The following is a 19,374-nucleotide window of genomic DNA, read 5'->3' on the forward strand; positions in this document are numbered from 1 at the left end:
ATTTGAGACTCACCCATCTTATTGTGAACAATGTGTAAATATTAAATGCAAAATCTGTCTAAAGTTTATGATTGTCCTTGCAAATCATTACTTAAGTTGATTGTTCTGAGTCGAAGAATGACTAGTAACAAATAGGTCATCGAGAGGAGTTACGGTTCAATAAAGGCGCTTTTTTGTACAAGGTCTTCTTATGCCATTAAAAATGACATTAATCGCGCTGGCTGTTATGACAGCGTCTTCACAGCTTCAAGCTGATACTTCTCTCACGCCTCCAGTTTCTCTTGCGCAAAGCTATCAAGATGGTATCGATGTATCTGAATACTGGTATAGCGAAAAACTCGACGGCATTCGCGCCTATTGGACAGGACAACATCTCGTGACGAGAAATGGTAACCGAATCTACGCTCCAGATTGGTTTATAGATTCACTACCTGACTATCCGTTAGATGGTGAGCTATGGGCGGGACGAGGCAATTTTCATCTCGTACAACAAACGGTTTTGGATAAAACGCCTGTGGAGTCAGCTTGGCGAAACATTGATTTTATGATCTTTGATATGCCGTATTCTGCTGGTGATTACCGGAAGCGTTATTACAACATCAAAGACTTAGTGCTCGAAGTAGACCAACCTCATATCAAATATGTCGAACACCGAGCGATCCAAAATGAAGCTCACCTGTTTGCGCAATTGGATAAGATTTCAATATCCGATGGTGAAGGGGTGATGCTACGTAAGGTATCAAGCCGTTATCAAGCTGGACGTGGTAGTGATTTACTTAAACTGAAACGATACGCGGATGATGAAGCGCTAGTCGTGGGCTATAAGCCAGGCACGGGGCGTTTATTGGGTATGATGGGGGCGATGTTAGTTCGCTTACCAGATGGTACAGAGTTTTACATTGGTAGTGGGTTTACCGATGAAGTGCGTCGTCAGCCTCCGAAAATAGGTTCAACCGTCACGTTCAGGTACAACGGTTTTACTCATACCGGTAAACCACGTTTTGCCCGATTCTTGCGTGAGAGGCTGAAGGAATAGAACGCTCTGCAATTACTATTTGCCAACGGTTACGCCACACCGCTTGAAGAGACCCTGCCAAAACTGAACGTGGTTTAGGGTTTCTTGTCTAAAGGTTTTGTGTGCCTCTTTTATACCATATTGATAACCATGAAGTTGCATACGCTTTTCTATCAAGGTGGCGCCATCATGAAGTTGCTGATAGGTACTGTCTAAATAGGCTAAGTAAGGTTGCACTTCTTCAACGTAAATGGATTGAAAGACATTTCTTAGGTAGCGGAACTGGGTCACGTCTCGGTTTGGTCCGCACAACACATTATTCTGATTCTGCTCAAGTAGCTGAGTTGTCGCTTTTAACCAAAGGGATGTGTTTATCATCGAATAGTAAAGTCGTCCGATTAAACGAGATTTCTCTAGCTCTTCTTGATATTGCACAATCTCAATATCGGGCAGACGTGAAATGGCGCGATGAGGCAAGCCGTACATTTCACTGAAAAGACGATAGACGTCGTTAATACGTGCAACATCATTTGGTGTTTCTTGAGATAGCCAATCCGACGCCGTTAGCTGCTTTTGCATTGCATCACTCGCGAGTAGCAAGTTGTCAAGATGAGTACCTAAATGTTGCCACTTAGTCGAATAAAGCTCTGTTAATGTAGTACGTTCTTCATCGCTGAGCTGAAATTCGGATAGACATCGATTCATGACTCGTAACAGTGAAGTTTGGTAATCAAAATCATGAAATGCATCCTGCACCTTACCAAGCTGTGAGTTTTTCTCGGCAAGTAGATTGAATAATCCACACTGGCGTAATTGGTAGCTTTCTAGTAAACCAATCGATAGCCTTGGCAATGGCTCGAATAAGTCACGTTTTGCAGGTATGGTCACAGTAGATTGCGATTCGATTGGAAGAGTAGGAGCGTCCAACACATTGGCGACACGTTGGTGATACTTGTCAAACATGGCGTTTTCTGGGTTGAACCAGCTATCGCAACCGTTAAGAAACAAGACTAAGAACAATAAAATAGACCGCACAAATATCCTTTTTATAACTTCGTATTCGTCACCCAGAGAGCAGACTCTACTGGCTCACAAGCTTGCTATAAGTATACTCAACAGCGTTATTATTCGATCAAAAAAGCCAGCGTGTGCTGGCTTTTTTCTTATTATCACTGAACTGAAAAGTTCAATTGCACCTCTGGTTCTTGGCGGTGCATCCAGCGCATTCTTACCCCTAACATAAGTGCGGCAGAAGAAAGGCCGATGATAAAGCCTAGCCAGAAACCTTGCGCTCCCATTGGCTCGACGATCCAGTCTGTGCGGCCAAGGACGTAACCCATTGGTAAACCAAGAATCCAGTAGGCGATAAAAGTACGATTGAAGATGGCTCGCATATCTTTATAGCCACGCAGTGCACCTGCTGCGATTACCTGAACTGCGTCCGTACATTGATAAACAGCAGCAAATACGAGCAGTTGCATCGCTAGAGTGATGACTTCTGGGTTGCTAGTGTAAAGTTCGGCGATCCATTCACGAGACAATACGGTTAATATCGCTGTAAGAACAGATAAACCTAGACCAACCATTATGCCCACTCGTGAAGCAACGCGAGCGCCATCAACGTTTTCTTCGCCAAGTCGGTGTCCGACACGAATACTCACTGCCGCACCGATACTCATTGGAAGCATAAATACCAACGAAGAGAAGTTAATCGCAACCTGATGCGCCGCAACGATGATTGGTCCTAGTGGTGAGACCAATAGTGCAACGACAGCAAATAGTGTCACTTCAAAAAACAGCGCTGCTGCAACAGGAAAGCCGAGCCTGAACAGACGAACTTGCGCTTTCCATTGTGGTCGATGCCATTCACCAAATAAGTTGATGCTTTTAAGTCGATCTGATGTCATTACATAAAGCAATAGTAGGGCAAACATGACCCAGTAAACAATCGTAGTTGCAACACCACAGCCAACACCGCCTAATTCAGGTGCGCCAAACTTGCCATACACGAAAATCCAGTTTAGAGGAATGTTGAGCAGTAAACCGATAAAGCCAATGACCATTGCTGGTTTCGTCAATGACATACCATCCGTAAAGCTTCTAAGCGTTTGAAAAAGCAAGAAGGCAGGGACTGCTAAGATAACAGCATGAATGTACCCCACTGTTTTTTCTGCCATCAGCGTTTCAACATCCATAAATCCGAGAATAAATTGGGTTTGAAGCAGCACTGCAATAATCGGCACACTGATCAACAATGCCAAAACGACGCCTTGTTGAATTTCAAACGGGATTTTTACTCGACGACCAGAGCCATTTAACTGTGCGACAACAGGGACTAACGCCATTAACAAACCCACACCAAATAAAATGGATGGAAGCCAAATACTTGAAGCGACAGAAACCGCAGCCATGTCGGTGGCACTAACGCCTCCGGCCATAACGGTATCAACAAACCCCATACCAGTTTGAGCAACAGATGCGATCAATACCGGGGTCGCCAATTTGATGAGACTTGATGCTTCTTCTTTATAGCGATGCACGAAAAATACTCCAGAGCGGAACAATAAGTTGAAAGAATGAGAGCGCTCGAGGACAAAAGATGTGGTGAACTGATCTGATGGTTGATTTTAGTCACGATAAGGTGAAAAAATGCCTCGGAGAAACTCCGCGCAAATGATAAACAATTGTATGTTTATATTCCATAGTTAGGTTGCGAATAGTGGATAACACTAACTTAATGCTCGCTAAGCTCAGGATACGCTAATACTGAGAGCTGTAATAAATCATGTTAATGTAAGAAGCATGTATGAGAACAAGGCTCCATTTTTCAATAGGTCGTTGCTCTATAATCTACAGGTTTTATCTCGATACAAAGTGCTGTGCTTCAGGCTCTGTCATCGATTGCAGCTTGTATGAAATCAATAGGTAAAAAGAATGTTTACAGGAATAGTTCAGGGTACGGCTAAGGTCGTTAAAATTGATAAAAAAGAACGCTTTCAAACGCATGTTGTCGAGTTAAGCGATGAGCTTTGTAAAGGATTAGAAATAGGGGCATCTGTCGCTCACAATGGCTGCTGCCTGACCGTGACCAATATAAATGGCAACCTTATCAGCTTTGATTTAATGCAAGCGACATTGGCTCTCACCAACTTAGGCGAGCTAGTTGAAGGTGACAGCGTAAACATTGAGCGAGCTGCCAAGTTTGGTGATGAAATTGGCGGACATAGCATGTCTGGCCATATTAGTTTGATGGCTGACATTGTCGAGATCATCGATACGCCTAATAAACGCACTATTTGGTTCCAACTGCCGCAAGAATCAATGAAATATGTGTTAGCGAAAGGCTATATCGGCTTGGATGGTTGTTCTTTGACGATTGGTGAGGTTGAAGCGTGTCGTTTTTCAGTACATCTAATTCCAGAAACCTTGCAACGAACACTCTTTGGAGTAAGACAAGTAGGGGACCGCGTTAATATCGAGTTTGACCCTCAGACTCAAGCCATAGTTGATACTGTTGAGCGAGTTCTCGCAGCAAAACAGCTTTAGAATGATAAAAAGGAGCCAAGCGCTCCTTTTTAATTCAAGTGACTTTGTGTTTCCAACGCTTACATGCTCGAGTTGTTATTCGTAATTGTCATCGATAAACAGTTCGACTTTATCTTGCAGCTCATCTACTCGCATATTTAAGTGAATGGCATGGCAACAAGCTGGGCAATCATCATAGAACTCTTGGTCACCATTACTTGCATCTAGTGTAATGCCGATTGAATGTCCACAATGGGGGCATTTGACATGCCTTTCGGTATAATTTTTCATACAACAACTCCTAATATCGCAGGGCTTTTAAACACTCTATTCTTTAAGGAAGTACAGCCCTTCACTTACTTTGCCTACAAGGAAAATAGGCACAATCCAAAGTTAAGTCTCCTTTGATATTAGGTGGAGTTGTTGCTAATTGAGTCGAAATAAGTATAAAACTTGACCCCAAACTCAACCTTGAGCTTAGGGTCATTTTCTGTAGTGATGTGCCTCGAGGTTTTACATCTTGAAATATGTAGTGGCTTCCAAATTAATAAGAAATAATTTTATTAATAACTTGTTGAGCCTGCTCCAAGTAATGGCCGCCAAATAAATTGCAATGGTTGAGAACATGGTAAAGGTTATAGATATCTTTACGCTCTTGATAACCAGCAGAAAGTGGCATAACAGATTCATAACCTTGATAAAATTCCGGCTGAAATCCACCAAACAGCTCAGTCATCGCAATATCACACTCCCTGTCACCCCAGTAGCAGGCGGGATCGTAACAGATAGGGCCACATGCCGTGAGAGCCGCATTCCCGTTCCATAAATCGCCATGCAGCAAGGAGGGCTCTGGAGCATGGTTTGCTAGCAGTTGTTTTACAACATCTATAAAGTCGTCGATATCAACTAAAGTGACGCCTTTTTCTTTAAGGAGCTGTAATTGCCATCCTATGCGTTGTTCAGCAAAGAAGACACACCACTTCTTGTGCCACTTATTGGGTTGTAGAGTGGACCCGAGATAGTTATCCGTATCAAAACCAAATTCCTTTTGCTCGCCCCATTGATGAAGGTGAGCTAATTGCTGTCCTAATTTAAAGCTGTTTGGGCCATCTTCTAATGGCTTTGTTGGAAGGTAGTTAAGAATTAGGAATGAGGCGTTTTTGGTTTTACCAACCAACACAACCTCTGGAACAAATAGGGTGGATGTCTCACGCAAAAGATGCAGACTTTCTGCCTCGACTTCAAACTTAGACAAAAACTCGCGATCGTTAATTTTCACGAAATAGCGCTGTTCGCCGTCATTGATCATGTAGCTTTCACTGATATCCCCACCAGACAGTCTTACTTTTTCCGTGATCTGGTACTCGAATAATAAAGTATCAGAAAGCTGTTGCGATATTGCTTGCCACATACAAAACCTCGCGAATCTATTTGACCACCAACAGTTTAGGATAAAAAGCAAGGTGTTGGCGCTACGTTGAGCATACTTCGTAAAGAAACCTTCCTCTCAGTGTAGTCAATTTGTATAAATGTGAATCAAATCGCTTATAAGCCTCTGATTTGTCGTCATAGCATATGGAGATGAACGTATACAACAGGTATTATTATTTTTTTGACGTTAGTTCCATTGGTGACATGAAAATACTGATATGTGATGACTCAGCGGTTGCAAGAAAGCTCATTGCGCGCTCCATCGTACAAGATACATCATTGCACCTGATCGAAGCTCAAGATGGGTATGAGGCGCTAAATATTCTTGCGGAGCAAAATATCGATATTTTGTTTCTCGATTTAACGATGCCGATCATGGACGGTTTTGAAGTCCTCGAGTCATTACCTGTTAGTCACTACCAGACTAAAATCGTCATTATTTCTGGAGATGTTCAACAAGAGGCAAAACAGCGCTGCATAGAGCTAGGTGCTCAAGCTTTTATCGCTAAGCCTCTGACAGAAGAGCAGGTGATACCGCTCTATGAACAATTGGGGCTGCACTATGCGTTCAAGCCTAGCCAGTCGATTGATCCTAAAAGCCAGATTTGCGATGAGTTCTCCTCACTAGCCAAATTCCGCGAGATTGCAAACATTGCCCTTGGTAAAGGGGCTGCGATTATGGCAGACCACTTACACGAGTTCATCCAACTTCCTGTTCCACATGTTGGTCCGTTATCCTACGGCGAACTTCATATGACGCTTGTCGACGTTGTTGGGCGAGATGGCTCTGTCGCGGTTGCGCAGAGGTTTGTTGGTGGCGGTATTCATGGTGAAGCTCTGGTGTGTTTGCGTGGTAGAGACATCAATCAAATTGGCGAGAAGTTAGGCTATCTGCTTGAGTTTACACCTCATAATGAAATCATTTTGAATATCTCGAACTTACTGGTTTCGTCATTTCTCACATCGTTAGGGGATCAGCTCGACAAGCAATTCTCACTTCGTCAGCCAGGCATTGTGGATACGTTAACGCCTTACTGTGAAGAGCAGGGTGAATTAGGTGAGCTGTTTACTATCGAATACACCTACATGGCAGAAGCGCTCGATTTTGAGTGTGAGGTACTGTTTTTAATTGATAAACCATCCGTAGAAATTATTTATGAAATCATGGAGCTAATCTAATGTCCGATATTACGCTGGACATAGCAGACTTTCATTGGGTCACACAAATTCTCGATACGATGGATTCAGGGCTTATCGTGTTGGATCAAGAGTATAAGGTCTGTGTGTGGAACAGTTTTATGCAGTCATACAGTGGCGTTCTGTCACAAGAAATCCTTGGCCAATGTTTATTTGATCATTTTGAAGAGCTGCCAAAAACTTGGCTAGAAACCAAGATAAAAACCGCCGCCGATCTGGAAACTCGTTCCTTCTCTAGCTGGGAAAACCGACCGTACCTTTTTAAATTCAACAATTTTTCTCCGGTTTCAAACAGCAGTGATTTCATGTATCAAGACATCGTAATCACCCCGTTAATCGGGCTCTCAGGAGAGGTCAGCCACATTGCTATTCAAGTGAATGATGTCTCTGAAACGGCAAGAAATCGCATTCATTTGAAAGAAACAAATCAACATTTGTCTGAAATCAGTCGCAAAGATGGTTTAACAGGTTTATTTAATCGTGCTTATTGGGAGCAATCGTTGAAAGAAGAGTTTGCTCACCTAAAAGTTATCGACGGACCATGCTCATTAGTAATATTTGATATCGACCACTTTAAAAAAGTGAATGATACCTATGGTCACCCGACGGGAGATGAAGTCATTCGTCGTACTTCTTCGTTATTAAGAAAGACAGCAAGAAGCAGTGATGTGTGCGGTCGTTTTGGCGGAGAAGAGTTTACGGTATTGCTTCCTCATACGAATCAAGAACAAGCTTGCTATTTCGCGGAGCGTTTACGTAAAAGAATTGAGCAAGAGATCGTGAAAGTGGAAGATTTTTTGATTAATTACACGATAAGTATTGGTGTTTGCGAGTATAAACCTTATTTTGAAACTCACACTCAATGGTTAAAGAGTGCCGATGCTGCGTTGTATCGTGCAAAAGAAAACGGTCGTAACCAAACTTGTTTGCATGAAAATGACTGAAATACAAAAAGGTTTGAAGAAACCCTGTATCCGAACGCAGTGAGGCAAAGCGCAATTGTTTGAAAAACATCCAGTTGGTTCGTGAATGTTTGTTAATATGAAATAAGTTAATGAAATTTTCTCGGCATGTCTTACTATTGAAACTATTCCGCTTTCAGCTTCGAAGGCTTGCAATAAACGGAGAAAAACAGTGGTTTTAGAAACCGATGGATATCTCGCTCTTATCGAGCACTTGTCGCTAAATCTAGATATTTTCACGACTGAAATTGGCGACACTGGATCCGAAAGCATCGAAGATGTCGTCACCGATATGGTGGCTTCAAACATCATGGCGATCTTTGAGCAAAACCCAGAGCTTCACTCAAGCGTACGCTTCAAATTACTAAAAGAGGCGGATGCGGTTGTTGAAGATCTTGGTGAGATATTGGCTGGTGTATGGCATAAAAAAGCGACTAATGAACAGATCACGTTCCTTGATGAATACATCGCTTTGGTTAAAAACCTATTCGATACTGCCGTTGCTACTTACGATTGATATTGTTTGATACCAGTCATCTCCAATTCTAAAAGTAAGAAGAGTTACATTGTAACTCTTCTTACTTGCCAAAACTTAGATGCCCAGTATGGGTTGTCGATTCTTGAAATGATCACACCTTTAGACGTTGACGCATGCATGAACTGCTTGTTACCCAAGTAAATCCCTACATGATAGGTCGTCCGTCTTGTCTTAAAAAACACCAAATCTCCTTGTTTGGCATCCGTCCAATTTAATTCCACACCTTGTTTCGATTGTTGTCTCGTTGTCCTGGGTAACGATAGTTGATAAGCCTCGACAAAGGCTTTTTGCACAAATGCCGAGCAATCAATACCAGATTTTTGTGTGCCGCCTAAGCGATAAGGTGTGCCATGCCATTCTGTATAAAACTGGAACAAGTCAGGGTTATTGTCCAATAACTGATTTGTAGGTGTTGTCACTTGCACTTGCTCGCTAGGTTCAGGCCCAGAAGAGCAGGCGCTTAGTAGCACACTGATTATCAAAGGAAAATATACTCGACGCAAATCACCACCTGTCATCTCTACGACTCACAACTGAAATATTAGTGTCATAACCAATCCATAGTATGGGCTGCAAATCACGGTTTTGTCTCACAAATGTGACGGAATCACTGCAAAACCGATTCAACCTTAAGAAAGAATAAAAATTGATTATGGCAACGCGAAAACGCTCACGCACATCACTTTCACTGATTCAGGCTGTTAGTGCAACATTTTTAACTATCATAGCTCTTGTTATAGCCCTTTCTGTCTCAAGTTTCAAAGGAATGGAACAGGTAGGAGAGCAATTTGAAGACTTGTCGCAAAAAGCGTTACCAATCGCGATGGCGAACGCAAAGTTAACCAGGAATGTATTGGAGATGGTTAAGCTACTCAACCATGGTATGCAAATTACTGAGCCAAAAGAGTTGCCTCTAATAAAAGAGCAAATCGATTCACTTGCGACTCAAAGCAAAAGTTTGGTTGGAGAAGCTTCTGGTGTTGCTGAGCAACTCTCTGAGGAGTTAGATACAAATTTAGCGCGTTTACATAACATCACGCAGTCCATTTTACTGAAGCAATCTTCAGTGATAAAAATTCAAATGGATATTGATGCAGGAGTTGGTGGGTTCCGCTATGGGCTCAGCTCTATCGGCCCGGAAATGAATCGAATTAGCTCGTTTCTTAGTGCCGAAAATCCTGAATCGAGTGATGCCGCCAACCGATTTATTGCCTCAGCGAGCTCAATGGAAAGCACGTTCTTAGTAATGATGATGCATTCTGAGCTGAGCAAAGCCGAAAAAGAATACCGAGAAATGCGTAACCGCATTGCAGGTATTAATCTCGCCTATGAAGATTTCCAGTCTTTACATCCAGAAGTAAGCGAATACGCAAGCCTAACGGCACCGTACGAGATGGTGAAGCAAGGCTTTAGTGAAAAGGGCGTGCTGCGTTTGATCCTCGCCAAACTAGAACAAGGGGAAATGCAACGTTCAGAGTTTAAACAGGCTTCGATTCTTGCGGATGAAACCATGCGGTTGCTTGATCAAATATCACAAGCTGCTGGTGAGTTGATTGCGGATAAAGAGAGTGTGGTCAATGACACTATTCAGTCAGTGAGTGTTATGATCGTTTTTGCAGCGTGTGTGATTTCTTTCATTATTCTGATCACTTGGTTCAGTCTGAAGTCATGGACAAACCGAGGGTTAAGGAATGTACTAACGCGTCTTTCAGCACTTACCGAGCATGACTTCCGTGACAATGCACAAGAGGTTGGTCCTTATGAACTAAAAGAAGTGGCACGAAAACTAAACCAAGTGATTGATTCAACAAACAACTCTATCCAAACAGTTACACGTAACTGTGAGACGCTTTATCAGACGGCCGAAGTAAGCCACAGTGCAGCTGAACAAACGAGCGATGGGTTGACGACACAAAATGAAGCGTTGGCGAGCATGATCACGACCATTACGCAACTTGAAGCCTCCATTCGTGAAATAGCAACAGTGACAAATGCCTCGTCACAGGACTCGATGCTTGCTACCCAGCACACTGCAAAAGGCGTTCAAGTTGTGGAACAAAACCGTGAACGTTTGGAATCACTTGAAAGCTCTTTGGATATGAATGAGCAATCTATGTTAGAGCTAGACCAGCGTGTTAAGCAGATTCGTGAAATGGTCGACATGATCAGTGGTATTGCTGACAACACAAACTTGCTTGCTCTCAACGCAGCAATAGAAGCCGCTCGAGCTGGTGAACAAGGGCGTGGGTTTGCGGTCGTCGCAGATGAAGTCCGCAAACTAGCAAGTGATACTTCTCAACAAACAACGAACATCCGAGCAATGATGAGTGAGCTTATTGCCGCAGCAGAGCGTTCGCGCCAAGCAGTCAATGATTCAAGAGAAGAAATGGCCCACGCGCTGCAGTCCAGCAATGAAGTGAAATCGACATTCTCTGATATCAACCTTGCGGTCAAACACATTCAAGAACGTGTTGAGCAAATCTCAGTTGCTACAGAAGAACAAGAACGAGCGACGGCAGATGTATCTCAATCCATTACCCATATTTCTGATCTTGGCGAACGTACTAAGCTGCAGCTTGAGTCTATGGTTGAGAGTTCTGAGCAAGTGGCGGAAATTGCAGGGCGTCAACAAGCGATGTTGCATAAATACGAGCTACATCAGTCCGCATAAGTGACATGTTTTCATCTTCTAAAAGCAGAACTTCGGTTCTGCTTTTTTGTTGCTTCTACGCCCCCTCTGATTGCTATTCAAATCGCAAAAGTGAGTTATATCGCATCTTGCTCATTTCTTAAGGGCTGAGTTATCACTACGTGGTGTTAATGCTATCTCGGTGAAACAAGATGACTAGAATGTTGTCCGAATTCAAAGGAATGAATCATGCAACTTCATGCGATTCCTTTATATCCAGAACAAGCCCAAGCTTTCTGCTTAAACAACGAGGAGTGGTTTTGTGATCGATAAAGTTTGTCCCGTCGTTCTGCGTAAGCAAAACCAAGAGCTCCTACTTTTTAAACATCCGTTGGCGGGTATTCAGTTCGTCAAGGGTACTGTTGAAGTGTTTGATGAAAGTTACATCATAGCAGCCAAGCGGGAGCTCGCTGAAGAATCTGGTATCACACATGTTCGTTCCGCACGATATTTATGCTCATGGAACAGTAGCTTTCAAAATCAAGTATGGCACTTTGTTTTGTGCGAGTGTGCTGACCTAGCGGATTCATGGACGTTTCATACGCAAGACGATGGCGGACATGATTTTGCGTTCTTTTGGCACGATATAGGGAGCGATATTTCCTCATAAGCGCATACCGTTTTTCAGAACGCACTGGAAAAAGTTCGAAAACTGATAGACCAGGGAGCGGTTTGAGTGAGACTTCTGTTCTAACATTGGTGTATTTGAGCGAAATGCCAAAGCTAACACTATGCTTCTATCAGGTGAGAATAAATTTCTTTCGCACGCCTCACGTACTGTTTAAAGGCACTGTCGATCTCAAAAATGGCTATGAGATTACAAATGTTTAACTGACTTCTATATGCTTTGCGCATTCATTCAGATAAGGAAACGATAATGGATAAATTCGTCGTGTTTCTCTTATGCCTTTTTATGACAGTTGGCGGTGTGGTGCATCTTTATGACAACATTGCTAACGGTTTTTTGCCTTATGATTTTGCGCCAGGCTGGTTGAATATTTATTGGAGCTCATTAGGGCTGTTAGACTTACTAGCTGTGTATCTGTTGGTCAAGCACCGTCGTTCCGGATTAGTGCTTATGCTATTGATTCTGACGACCAATGTTATTTTTAGCTCGCACGCTCACTATGCATTAGAAATATTGGACAACAATGCCGTACTTCAAATGAAAACACTCTTTTTAGGTTTTTCATTCGGCGTATCTATCTGGTTATGGAACGCGCGTAAACATCGACAATCACGCCAGATATTTCGTTAACTTTCACTTTTCATCACTCAATTAAGGATAGTAAACAGGGATTCGTTATGAACGATTTTAAAGACTTGGCCAGTTTCGCTGGTTTCAGCGTACTGACAGGTTTAAGCTTTGGTACCACTTTCTTCAGTCTGGCTTTTCTATACAGCTCAATAGAAGCACAACAAGCAATGAATACTAATGCTTTGGTGTGCACGGTGCTTGGTGTGGTTGGTTTATTTGTTGGTATTACTCAGTTAAACAAAAAACGTCAACTAACGGAGAGTGAATCCATTAGCTAGCATCGTAAGGATGAAGTGGTGTCTAGGTTTGGTCTATTCGCTTTGTTTACGCACTTCATCCCCAAAAACTTTTATTCAACTGTTGCGTCTTCTTCGGTTATAGCGAAAAGGTTGCGTTAACAGCTTGTCTAATCGTTGTTCTGCTTCATTCCTAATTTCCGGTATACCAATTACGACATCATCATGGCCAAGTTCAGGCTGAGCTCGATATGTCCCAAAAAGTCGGTCCCAAACAGAAAGGAAGAAACCGAAATTCGAGTTGGTTTCTTTTGCTATCACGGAATGATGAACGCGATGCATGTCTGGCGTCACTATGACGTTTCGCAGTTTCTGATCCGCTGATAAAGCCAGTTTTGCATTACTGTGATTAAACATCGCACTGGCATTGAGCACTATTTCGAATACCACGATAGCGATAGGAGAAACGCCTAAGATAAATACAGTGGCAATTTTGACACCCATTGAGATGATGATTTCGATGGGGTGAAAACGCGCGCCAGTTGTGACATCGATATCCAAATCGGCATGATGCATTCGGTGAATCTTCCACAGCGGTTTTATATGATGAAAGACAACATGCTGAGCGTAAATGACGAAATCAAGCAAAATGACGGTTAGGAAAATGTTTAACCAAGCGGGCGGGGAGAGCAAATTAAATAGTCCCCATTGTTGCTCCTGAGCGATAATTGCAGCTTGAAAGGCCGCGATAGGCATGACTAACGCAACAATCAAGCTATTCACAGCAACCAGTGATAAGTTATTGACCCAGCGAAACCCACGTGAAGCGGTAAGTGTTTTTCTCGGCAGTTTGTTTTCCCAAAGGGCACAAAGTAATAATACGCCGAGAAAAAAGCCTAATCTTATCCACGAGGGATCTTGAAACGTCGTTTCTGTCACTGTCATTTCCTTATTTATTACTTTATCTATGACCGAGGTAAGGGTGAAATTATTTCAACAAACAGTCAGGTGCGTTGAAGGGCTTATCTTGAGGCGAAACCATAATGTCAGTAGAATCGCGCTCTACTTTTTACTTGGCATTACTTACCATGAGAATTCACGCTTTCCACCGTTTATATCAGTACCGACAATCTATCTCAACCAAGCCTTTCAACGCGCGTGGATGTAAAGTGGTTCGTTGCCAATATTGCCAGGTTTCTGAGCAACACTGTTTGTGCGATCTTCAGCCAAACATCAAGGCTAATATTGCATGTATGTTGATTGTTTCTGAAAACGAAGTATTTAAGCCAAGTAATACCGGTCGTCTAATTGCGGATACGATTCAAGAGACTTACGTTTATCAATGGAACCGAACAGAACCGTCTGAGGAGATGCTGGATCTACTACAGGATGACAACTACCAACCAGTGATTGTATTTCCTGCAGACTATGTGGATGACCCGTCTCGTTTAATTGAAGATCTGGAGCCTGCGCGATTAGTAAACGAAGAGGCTCAGAACAAAAAATGGTTGCTGATCTTTATTGATGGTAGCTGGCGTGAGGCACGAAAGATATTCCGTCGTTCTGACTTTCTTAAATCTTTGCCTGTGCTTTCTATTGAGCCAGAATCTCTGTCTGAATACATCATGCGCCGTTCTGAGAATGAGCAGCATCTTTCAACCGCCGAAGTCGCGACGTTAGTTTTGAAACAAGCCGGTGAGAATAAAGCATCGGAATGCCTTCAGTTGTGGTTTGAAGCCTTTAGAGAAACCTACATGTTGACCAAGACCCGAGTCAAAAACGATCCCAACCGACCGCATTTAAAACGTTTCAAAGAGTGGGTGAAAACCGAGAGCTGACTCTAAGGAATGAACTTTTGTTGATGGCATGTTGTTCAACTGACTGCGGTGAGGGGATAAATCTGCATTCGGTCACGGTTTGCAGGCGTACAGATATGGATAATGCCACTAGTTTATACTTTTGACTCCAGCCATTTTTGGAGTCGTTTAAGCATTTTTTAGGAGAGAAATACATGTATTACGGCTTTGATGTCGGTGGCACTAAAATTGAATTTGGTGCATTTAACGAGAAGCTTGAGCGTGTAGCGACGGAACGTGTACCTACACCAACAGACAACTACGAGCTGCTGGTTGATACCATTGCGGAATTGGTTAACAAATACGATGCAGAGTTTGGTTGCGAAGGCACAATTGGTCTTGGCCTACCAGGCATGGAAGACGCAGACGATGCAACGGTATTAACGGTTAACGTTCCTGCGGCAAAAGGCAAACCACTTCGTGCTGATCTGGAAGCTAAAATCGGTCGCAGCGTAAAGATTGAAAACGATGCGAACTGTTTTGCGCTATCAGAAGCATGGGACGAAGAGCTTCAAGATGAGCCTTCTGTTCTTGGTTTGATCCTAGGTACTGGTTTTGGTGGCGGTTTTACCTACGACGGTAAAGTTTTCTCTGGTCGTAACCACGTAGCAGGTGAGGTGGGTCATACTCGTTTACCTATCGATGCTTGGTTCCACTTAGGCGAAAACGCACCTCTGTTGGGCTGTGGTTGTGACAAGAAAGGTTGTTTAGACAGTTACCTTTCTGGTCGAGGCTTCGAGCTGCTCTACGCCCATTACTACGGTGAAGAGAAGAAAGCGATCGACATCATTAAAGCGCACGCAGAAGGTGAGGCGAAAGCTGTTGAGCACGTTGAGCGTTTTATGGAGTTGCTGGCTATCTGTTTTGCAAACATCTTTACAGCGACTGACCCACATGTTGTTGTGCTGGGTGGTGGTCTTTCAAACTTCGAATTGATTTATGAAGAGATGCCAAAACGCATCCCTAAACACTTATTGTCTGTGGCTAAGTGTCCTAAGATCATCAAAGCAAAACACGGTGATTCAGGCGGTGTACGCGGTGCTGCGTTCCTAAACATCAAGTAGTGACTGAAACGTTACTCGATATAAAGTAAGAAGAAATCTACGCCCCGTTTAGACCATCAAGGTAAAAACGGGGCGTTTTACTTATATACCCAAGTAATTTCGATATGCTTGGGTCAGCGAAAATAACTTGGTTTGTAGACGAGGCGGCGATTTAAAGAACTAGTGGGTCTAAATCAAGATTCGGCAACATGCAAACAGAAAACTCGCGACGAATCGCGAGTTTTCTGTTTGCAGCTAAGCTTATTTGTTCTTTTTGCCTACGCCCAGGTTTTCTTTTTGAGCTAGGGTGATTTTGCTAAAACCTAATTTTCTGAAGTAGTTATCGCGGTAGTTTCGTACCGCTTTAGTGTCAGACACTGCTTCAATTTGTTGCTCCATCTTTAGGAACTCAGTGATATCGATACCTTCTGCTTCTGCAACCGCTTCTTGAATGTTGCGGTGTTGCTGGTATGAGAACGTCAGTTCTTTGTTTTGGTCTTTGTAAGTGTAAAGAATGGTGCGAGCCATAGCTGTCTCTCTGAAAAGGTTTCTGTATTAAACAAAAAGGCCAGACTCGCTGACCTTTGAATTTCTAGTTTGGGCTAGATTCTGCCTTGAAGTGGGATAATTGTCACGCTTTCTCCCGCTTTTACTGTATCAATAGCTGGGGAGATTTCGATTAAACAGTTTGCTTCACTCATTGAGCGCAAAATACCAGAGCCTTGCTTGCCTGTTGTACGAACGGTTAAACGGCCAGTGTCATCCAGTTCATAGATTCCTCGACTAAACTCGGTACGACCTTGGCGAGAGCGAAGGTTCTCAGTCGCGATGGCATTCACTTTCAGAGGCTTCCAGCCTTGTTCGCCTTGCATCTTACGCAGTGCAGGCTCGACAAAGTTAATGAAAGAGACCATCACGGCAACAGGGTTGCCCGGCAGACCAAAGAACGGCTTGTTGTTGATTTGACCAAACGCGAGTGGACGTCCTGGACGCATGTTGATCCGCCAAAAATCGATTTGACCAAGTTTATCCAAGGCAAGTTTGATGTAATCCGCATCACCAACGGATACGCCGCCAGAAGTCATAACCACGTCCGCTTGCACCGATGCGTTTTCCAACGCTTCAATCATTAACTGTTCGTTGTCTTCCAGAATACCGAAGTCCAAGATCTCGCAGCCGAGCTTTTCAAGCATGCCCATGATGGTAAAACGGTTGGAATCGTAGATAGAATTCGCTTTTTGCTCTGTTCCCGGCGCTTGTACTTCGTCACCGGTGGAGAACACGGCAACTTTCAATTTGCGGAACACATTCGCTTCACCAAAACCAAGCGAAGCGATCATGCCCATTTCTGGAGAGGCTAGGCGAGTGCCTGTGGTAAAGACGTCACTGCCGATAGCGAGATCTTCACCTGCTTGACGAACGTTTTGGCCTGCTTTGATATTCGCATCGTTAAAGGTTACCTCGTCACCTTTTTGAGAGGCTTGCTCACGCATGACCACTGTGTCGCCGTTACGTGGTGTTGGTGCGCCGGTCATGATCTTCACCGCTTGACCAACTTCCAGAGGCTGATCGTAAGCATGGCCCGCCATCACTTCTGCGACGATTTTGTAGCTACTGCGGTCTACATCATCACTGCGGATGGCGTAACCGTCCATCGCGGAGTTCGTGTACTGCGGCACGTTTACTGGTGAAATGATATCTTCCGCGAGAACGCGGCCATAGGCGTTTTCAATCTTGCATGCTTCTATTTCCGAAACCGTGTTCACCAAAGAAAGGATTTTTTCTTGGCCTTGAACCACTGAAAGGAAAGCCGGAGAAAGAGTGTCGCAACATGCGGCGTCTTTCTCTTTAGATTTTGGTGCTTTTGCATCTTGAACGTATTGAAGAACAAATTGAGCGATGGCATCTAAATCATTGATGTTCATTTGAGGGAGCTCAGAATCTAACTCCGCACTGTCGGAAGCGATGGCAATGATGTTTTCATCGTGAGGGTAAAGCCAAGGTTTACCCACTTCTTCACGGTGCAATTCAATTTTAGGAAACGCGATGTTTTTGCAGCCTTCGACCAAAACCACATCAAGCATGTCTTCATCAAAACGAGTTAAGAGGTATTCAAACTCCGCTTCGGCTTCTGGCGTTTCTGTCATTAACGCAAAACGGTTGCGAGAAGCAATCAGCATTTGAGATGCGCCAGCTTTGCGTAAACGGTAGCTGTCTTTACCCGGCTTATCGACATCGAAGTTGTGATGAGCATGTTTTAGCATGCCAATGCGTAAACCTGCTTCAGTCAGCTTTGGCAATAGGGCTTCAAGTAGCGTGGTTTTGCCTGTGCCTGAATAAGCTGCAAAACCAAGAATAGGAATGTTTAGCGTGTGTTTCATGATTCTAATTGTCCAAATTGCGCCAGTTCTTCCGGAGTGTTCAAGTTGACGAAACAGTTTGGTGAGTCGCTAAAGTCAACGTAACTGGTGTTGCACTCTTTGTAGAGCAGAATGATTTTGCGGTCGCCACGTTCTAAAAATGCGGTGAGTTTTGGCAGTACGCGTTTGTGGTAGAGTGTGAAAACAGGTTGCTGATGGTCACCATCATGAGCGACCAAAATATCACTGTCTTCTTTGACTGCCTGGCAGAAACGCTCGACAAGGTCGGTGTTAATTTGAGGGCTATCGCAAGGTACAAATCCGACCCAGTCAGTTTCAGCATGCATCAAACCCGCGTGAATACCGCCCATAGGTCCAGGGAAATCTTTGAATTGATCACTAAATACGAAACCAAATTTGCTGTACGCATCTTGGTTTCGATTGGCATTAATTAAAATGCGTGGTGTTTGTGGAGATAAACGTTCAATAACGTGTTCGATGAGTGGCTTCTGATTTAATTCAATCAGACCTTTATCTTTTCCACCCATACGGCTGGCTTGGCCACCAGCCAAAATGACCCAACTAGTTTGTGTTGGTTGAAGCATATGCATTCTCTTGGGATGTTTCTTTTGGTATGACATACAACAGAGGAGACTCTATCAAAGTCTTGTCTTTAATCCACCACTGTTTTTTACATAAGTCGGTCAGTGCGTTGGTTTGATGGCTTGTCACCACAATACTGGAACCACGATCCAAAAGATCTTTCGCCATCACCACCAATCGTTCAATGGATTCTTGGTCTAAAGACGCACTTGGCTCATCCATCAATAAAATCGACGGTTTTAAGATCCAAGCCCTTGCCATGGCAACGCGCTGTTTTTCACCGCCGGACAACACGGAAATATGTTCGTCCGCTAAGGTTTCTAAACCTACCATGCGCAGCGCGTGAATAACTTGAGCTCGCTTATCTTTTGGTGTGTCTTGTTGATATTTTACTCCATAAACTACGTTCTCATATACAGTGCCGTCAAAAAGGTAAGGAGATTGATGGAGATAAATCACATCGACACGACCATTGCGACGCGTCAGCCTTTTCAGCCACGTATCTTTTGGTGCAACAACATCGCCAGTAGAAGGTTTGAGCAAGCCAGCAAGGATTTTGAGTAGGGTAGTTTTGCCCACACCATTGTCACCCTTGAGATAAATGGCATCATTTGGGCCGATGGCTAACTCAGGGATGTGGAAAAGCACACGCTCTTTAAAG

At 43.5% G+C, this 19,374-nt stretch carries 19 protein-coding genes and 2 pseudogenes (1 of these 21 only partly in view); 11 read left to right on the forward strand and 10 right to left on the reverse strand.

Features of this window, described 5'->3' with window-relative positions:
• The first annotated feature begins 190 nt into the window (after nt 1–190).
• Complete coding sequence (locus tag CAG69_RS08765) at nt 191–1,036, forward strand: DNA ligase (protein ID WP_046875255.1); 846 nt, start codon at nt 191–193, stop codon at nt 1,034–1,036.
• A 15-nt stretch (nt 1,037–1,051) separates the two neighbouring features.
• Here the strand turns inward: CAG69_RS08765 and CAG69_RS08770 are convergent, their stop codons facing one another.
• Together CAG69_RS08770 and CAG69_RS08775 are read right to left on the reverse strand one after the other, a co-directional pair.
• Nucleotides 1,052–2,050, reverse strand: coding sequence for a DUF3080 family protein (locus tag CAG69_RS08770; protein ID WP_161443781.1), 999 nt, complete (start codon nt 2,048–2,050; stop codon nt 1,052–1,054).
• Nucleotides 2,051–2,184: 134 nt separating this feature from the next.
• Nucleotides 2,185–3,555, reverse strand: coding sequence for an MATE family efflux transporter (locus tag CAG69_RS08775; RefSeq protein ID WP_005396222.1), 1,371 nt, complete (start codon nt 3,553–3,555; stop codon nt 2,185–2,187).
• Between the two features lie 394 nt (nt 3,556–3,949).
• Here CAG69_RS08775 and CAG69_RS08780 point away from each other — a divergent pair, with 394 nt between their 5' ends.
• Nucleotides 3,950–4,561 carry a riboflavin synthase subunit alpha gene (locus tag CAG69_RS08780; RefSeq protein ID WP_161443783.1) on the forward strand — a complete coding sequence of 204 codons (612 nt, stop codon included), beginning with the start codon at nt 3,950–3,952 and terminating at the stop codon, nt 4,559–4,561.
• A 75-nt stretch (nt 4,562–4,636) separates the two neighbouring features.
• Here the strand turns inward: CAG69_RS08780 and CAG69_RS08785 are convergent, their stop codons facing one another.
• Nucleotides 4,637–4,831, reverse strand: a complete 195-nt coding sequence (locus CAG69_RS08785; protein WP_005396219.1) for a CPXCG motif-containing cysteine-rich protein — start codon at nt 4,829–4,831, stop codon at nt 4,637–4,639.
• 253 nt (nt 4,832–5,084) lie between these two features.
• Entirely contained in the window at nt 5,085–5,951 is an 867-nt protein-coding gene (locus tag CAG69_RS08790) for a fructosamine kinase family protein (RefSeq protein WP_005396217.1), read from the reverse strand.
• Nucleotides 5,952–6,175: 224 nt separating this feature from the next.
• On the opposite strand from CAG69_RS08790, the gene CAG69_RS08795 reads away from it, so the two are divergent.
• From CAG69_RS08795 to CAG69_RS08805, 3 genes are all read left to right on the forward strand, one after another.
• Nucleotides 6,176–7,150 (forward strand): response regulator, encoded by a 975-nt coding sequence (locus CAG69_RS08795; RefSeq protein WP_161443785.1) that lies wholly within the window; start codon nt 6,176–6,178, stop codon nt 7,148–7,150.
• Nucleotides 7,150–8,112, forward strand: a complete 963-nt coding sequence (locus CAG69_RS08800) for a GGDEF domain-containing protein (protein WP_005396213.1) — start codon at nt 7,150–7,152, stop codon at nt 8,110–8,112. The genes CAG69_RS08795 and CAG69_RS08800 overlap by 1 nt, the downstream gene beginning before the upstream one ends.
• Nucleotides 8,113–8,302: 190 nt before the next feature.
• Complete coding sequence (locus CAG69_RS08805) at nt 8,303–8,647, forward strand: DUF3802 family protein (protein WP_005396212.1); 345 nt, start codon at nt 8,303–8,305, stop codon at nt 8,645–8,647.
• A gap of 44 nt (nt 8,648–8,691) precedes the next feature.
• Here the strand turns inward: CAG69_RS08805 and CAG69_RS08810 are convergent, their stop codons facing one another.
• On the reverse strand, nt 8,692–9,186 hold the full coding sequence (locus CAG69_RS08810; protein WP_005396208.1) for an NlpC/P60 family protein: 495 nt from the start codon (nt 9,184–9,186) through the stop codon (nt 8,692–8,694).
• A gap of 134 nt (nt 9,187–9,320) precedes the next feature.
• Between CAG69_RS08810 and CAG69_RS08815 the strand changes: the two genes are divergently transcribed.
• The 4 genes and pseudogenes from CAG69_RS08815 to CAG69_RS08830 all read left to right on the forward strand — a co-directional run bounded on the left by CAG69_RS08815 (nt 9,321) and on the right by CAG69_RS08830 (nt 12,893).
• A complete protein-coding gene (locus CAG69_RS08815; RefSeq protein WP_161443787.1) occupies nt 9,321–11,339 on the forward strand; it encodes a methyl-accepting chemotaxis protein in 2,019 nt (672 codons plus the stop codon).
• A gap of 280 nt (nt 11,340–11,619) precedes the next feature.
• Nucleotides 11,620–12,033: pseudogene (locus CAG69_RS08820) on the forward strand (NUDIX hydrolase).
• A 201-nt stretch (nt 12,034–12,234) separates the two neighbouring features.
• The gene (locus CAG69_RS08825) at nt 12,235–12,615 is read left to right on the forward strand and encodes a hypothetical protein (protein ID WP_161443789.1); all 381 of its coding nucleotides are present in this window, start codon (nt 12,235–12,237) and stop codon (nt 12,613–12,615) included.
• A gap of 47 nt (nt 12,616–12,662) precedes the next feature.
• The gene (locus CAG69_RS08830; RefSeq protein WP_005396201.1) at nt 12,663–12,893 is read left to right on the forward strand and encodes a hypothetical protein; all 231 of its coding nucleotides are present in this window, start codon (nt 12,663–12,665) and stop codon (nt 12,891–12,893) included.
• A gap of 75 nt (nt 12,894–12,968) precedes the next feature.
• Here the strand turns inward: CAG69_RS08830 and CAG69_RS08835 are convergent, their stop codons facing one another.
• Nucleotides 12,969–13,790: a sterol desaturase family protein gene (locus tag CAG69_RS08835; protein ID WP_161443791.1), complete on the reverse strand. Its 822-nt coding sequence runs from the start codon at nt 13,788–13,790 to the stop codon at nt 12,969–12,971.
• 149 nt (nt 13,791–13,939) lie between these two features.
• On the opposite strand from CAG69_RS08835, the gene CAG69_RS08840 reads away from it, so the two are divergent.
• Nucleotides 13,940–14,689 carry a tRNA-uridine aminocarboxypropyltransferase gene (locus CAG69_RS08840; protein ID WP_161443810.1) on the forward strand — a complete coding sequence of 250 codons (750 nt, stop codon included), beginning with the start codon at nt 13,940–13,942 and terminating at the stop codon, nt 14,687–14,689.
• 173 nt (nt 14,690–14,862) lie between these two features.
• Nucleotides 14,863–15,771, forward strand: a complete 909-nt coding sequence (gene nagK, locus CAG69_RS08845) for an N-acetylglucosamine kinase (protein WP_161443792.1) — start codon at nt 14,863–14,865, stop codon at nt 15,769–15,771.
• Between the two features lie 240 nt (nt 15,772–16,011).
• Here nagK and CAG69_RS08850 read toward each other — a convergent pair whose 3' ends face one another.
• The 4 genes and pseudogenes from CAG69_RS08850 to CAG69_RS08865 form a co-directional block, all read right to left on the reverse strand.
• Nucleotides 16,012–16,278 (reverse strand): DUF2960 domain-containing protein, encoded by a 267-nt coding sequence (locus CAG69_RS08850; protein ID WP_138954071.1) that lies wholly within the window; start codon nt 16,276–16,278, stop codon nt 16,012–16,014.
• A gap of 74 nt (nt 16,279–16,352) precedes the next feature.
• Nucleotides 16,353–18,131, reverse strand: a complete 1,779-nt coding sequence (locus CAG69_RS08855) for a bifunctional molybdopterin-guanine dinucleotide biosynthesis adaptor protein MobB/molybdopterin molybdotransferase MoeA (protein WP_161443794.1) — start codon at nt 18,129–18,131, stop codon at nt 16,353–16,355.
• Nucleotides 18,128–18,715 carry a molybdenum cofactor guanylyltransferase MobA gene (gene mobA / locus CAG69_RS08860; RefSeq protein WP_005453897.1) on the reverse strand — a complete coding sequence of 196 codons (588 nt, stop codon included), beginning with the start codon at nt 18,713–18,715 and terminating at the stop codon, nt 18,128–18,130. The genes CAG69_RS08855 and mobA overlap by 4 nt, the downstream gene beginning before the upstream one ends.
• Nucleotides 18,693–19,374 (reverse strand): annotated as a pseudogene (locus CAG69_RS08865) (energy-coupling factor ABC transporter ATP-binding protein) (it continues 45 nt past the right edge of the window). The gene mobA and the pseudogene CAG69_RS08865 overlap by 23 nt, the downstream one beginning before the upstream one ends.

The organism is Vibrio sp. V43_P6S15P86 (assembly GCF_009904725.1).
Taxonomy (GTDB): Bacteria; Pseudomonadota; Gammaproteobacteria; order Enterobacterales; family Vibrionaceae; genus Vibrio; species Vibrio diabolicus.

Coding starts and splice junctions, on each gene's coding strand:
- CAG69_RS08765 (WP_046875255.1), top strand. CDS start 191: ATGCCATTAAAAATGACATTAATCGCGCTGGCTGTTATGACAGCGTCT.
- CAG69_RS08780 (WP_161443783.1), top strand. CDS start 3,950: ATGTTTACAGGAATAGTTCAGGGTACGGCTAAGGTCGTTAAAATTGAT.
- CAG69_RS08785 (WP_005396219.1), bottom strand. CDS start 4,831: ATGAAAAATTATACCGAAAGGCATGTCAAATGCCCCCATTGTGGACAT.
- CAG69_RS08790 (WP_005396217.1), bottom strand. CDS start 5,951: ATGTGGCAAGCAATATCGCAACAGCTTTCTGATACTTTATTATTCGAG.
- CAG69_RS08795 (WP_161443785.1), top strand. CDS start 6,176: ATGAAAATACTGATATGTGATGACTCAGCGGTTGCAAGAAAGCTCATT.
- CAG69_RS08800 (WP_005396213.1), top strand. CDS start 7,150: ATGTCCGATATTACGCTGGACATAGCAGACTTTCATTGGGTCACACAA.
- CAG69_RS08810 (WP_005396208.1), bottom strand. CDS start 9,186: ATGACAGGTGGTGATTTGCGTCGAGTATATTTTCCTTTGATAATCAGT.
- CAG69_RS08815 (WP_161443787.1), top strand. CDS start 9,321: ATGGCAACGCGAAAACGCTCACGCACATCACTTTCACTGATTCAGGCT.
- CAG69_RS08825 (WP_161443789.1), top strand. CDS start 12,235: ATGGATAAATTCGTCGTGTTTCTCTTATGCCTTTTTATGACAGTTGGC.
- CAG69_RS08830 (WP_005396201.1), top strand. CDS start 12,663: ATGAACGATTTTAAAGACTTGGCCAGTTTCGCTGGTTTCAGCGTACTG.
- CAG69_RS08840 (WP_161443810.1), top strand. CDS start 13,940: ATGAGAATTCACGCTTTCCACCGTTTATATCAGTACCGACAATCTATC.
- nagK (WP_161443792.1), top strand. CDS start 14,863: ATGTATTACGGCTTTGATGTCGGTGGCACTAAAATTGAATTTGGTGCA.
- CAG69_RS08850 (WP_138954071.1), bottom strand. CDS start 16,278: ATGGCTCGCACCATTCTTTACACTTACAAAGACCAAAACAAAGAACTG.
- CAG69_RS08855 (WP_161443794.1), bottom strand. CDS start 18,131: ATGAAACACACGCTAAACATTCCTATTCTTGGTTTTGCAGCTTATTCA.
- mobA (WP_005453897.1), bottom strand. CDS start 18,715: ATGCTTCAACCAACACAAACTAGTTGGGTCATTTTGGCTGGTGGCCAA.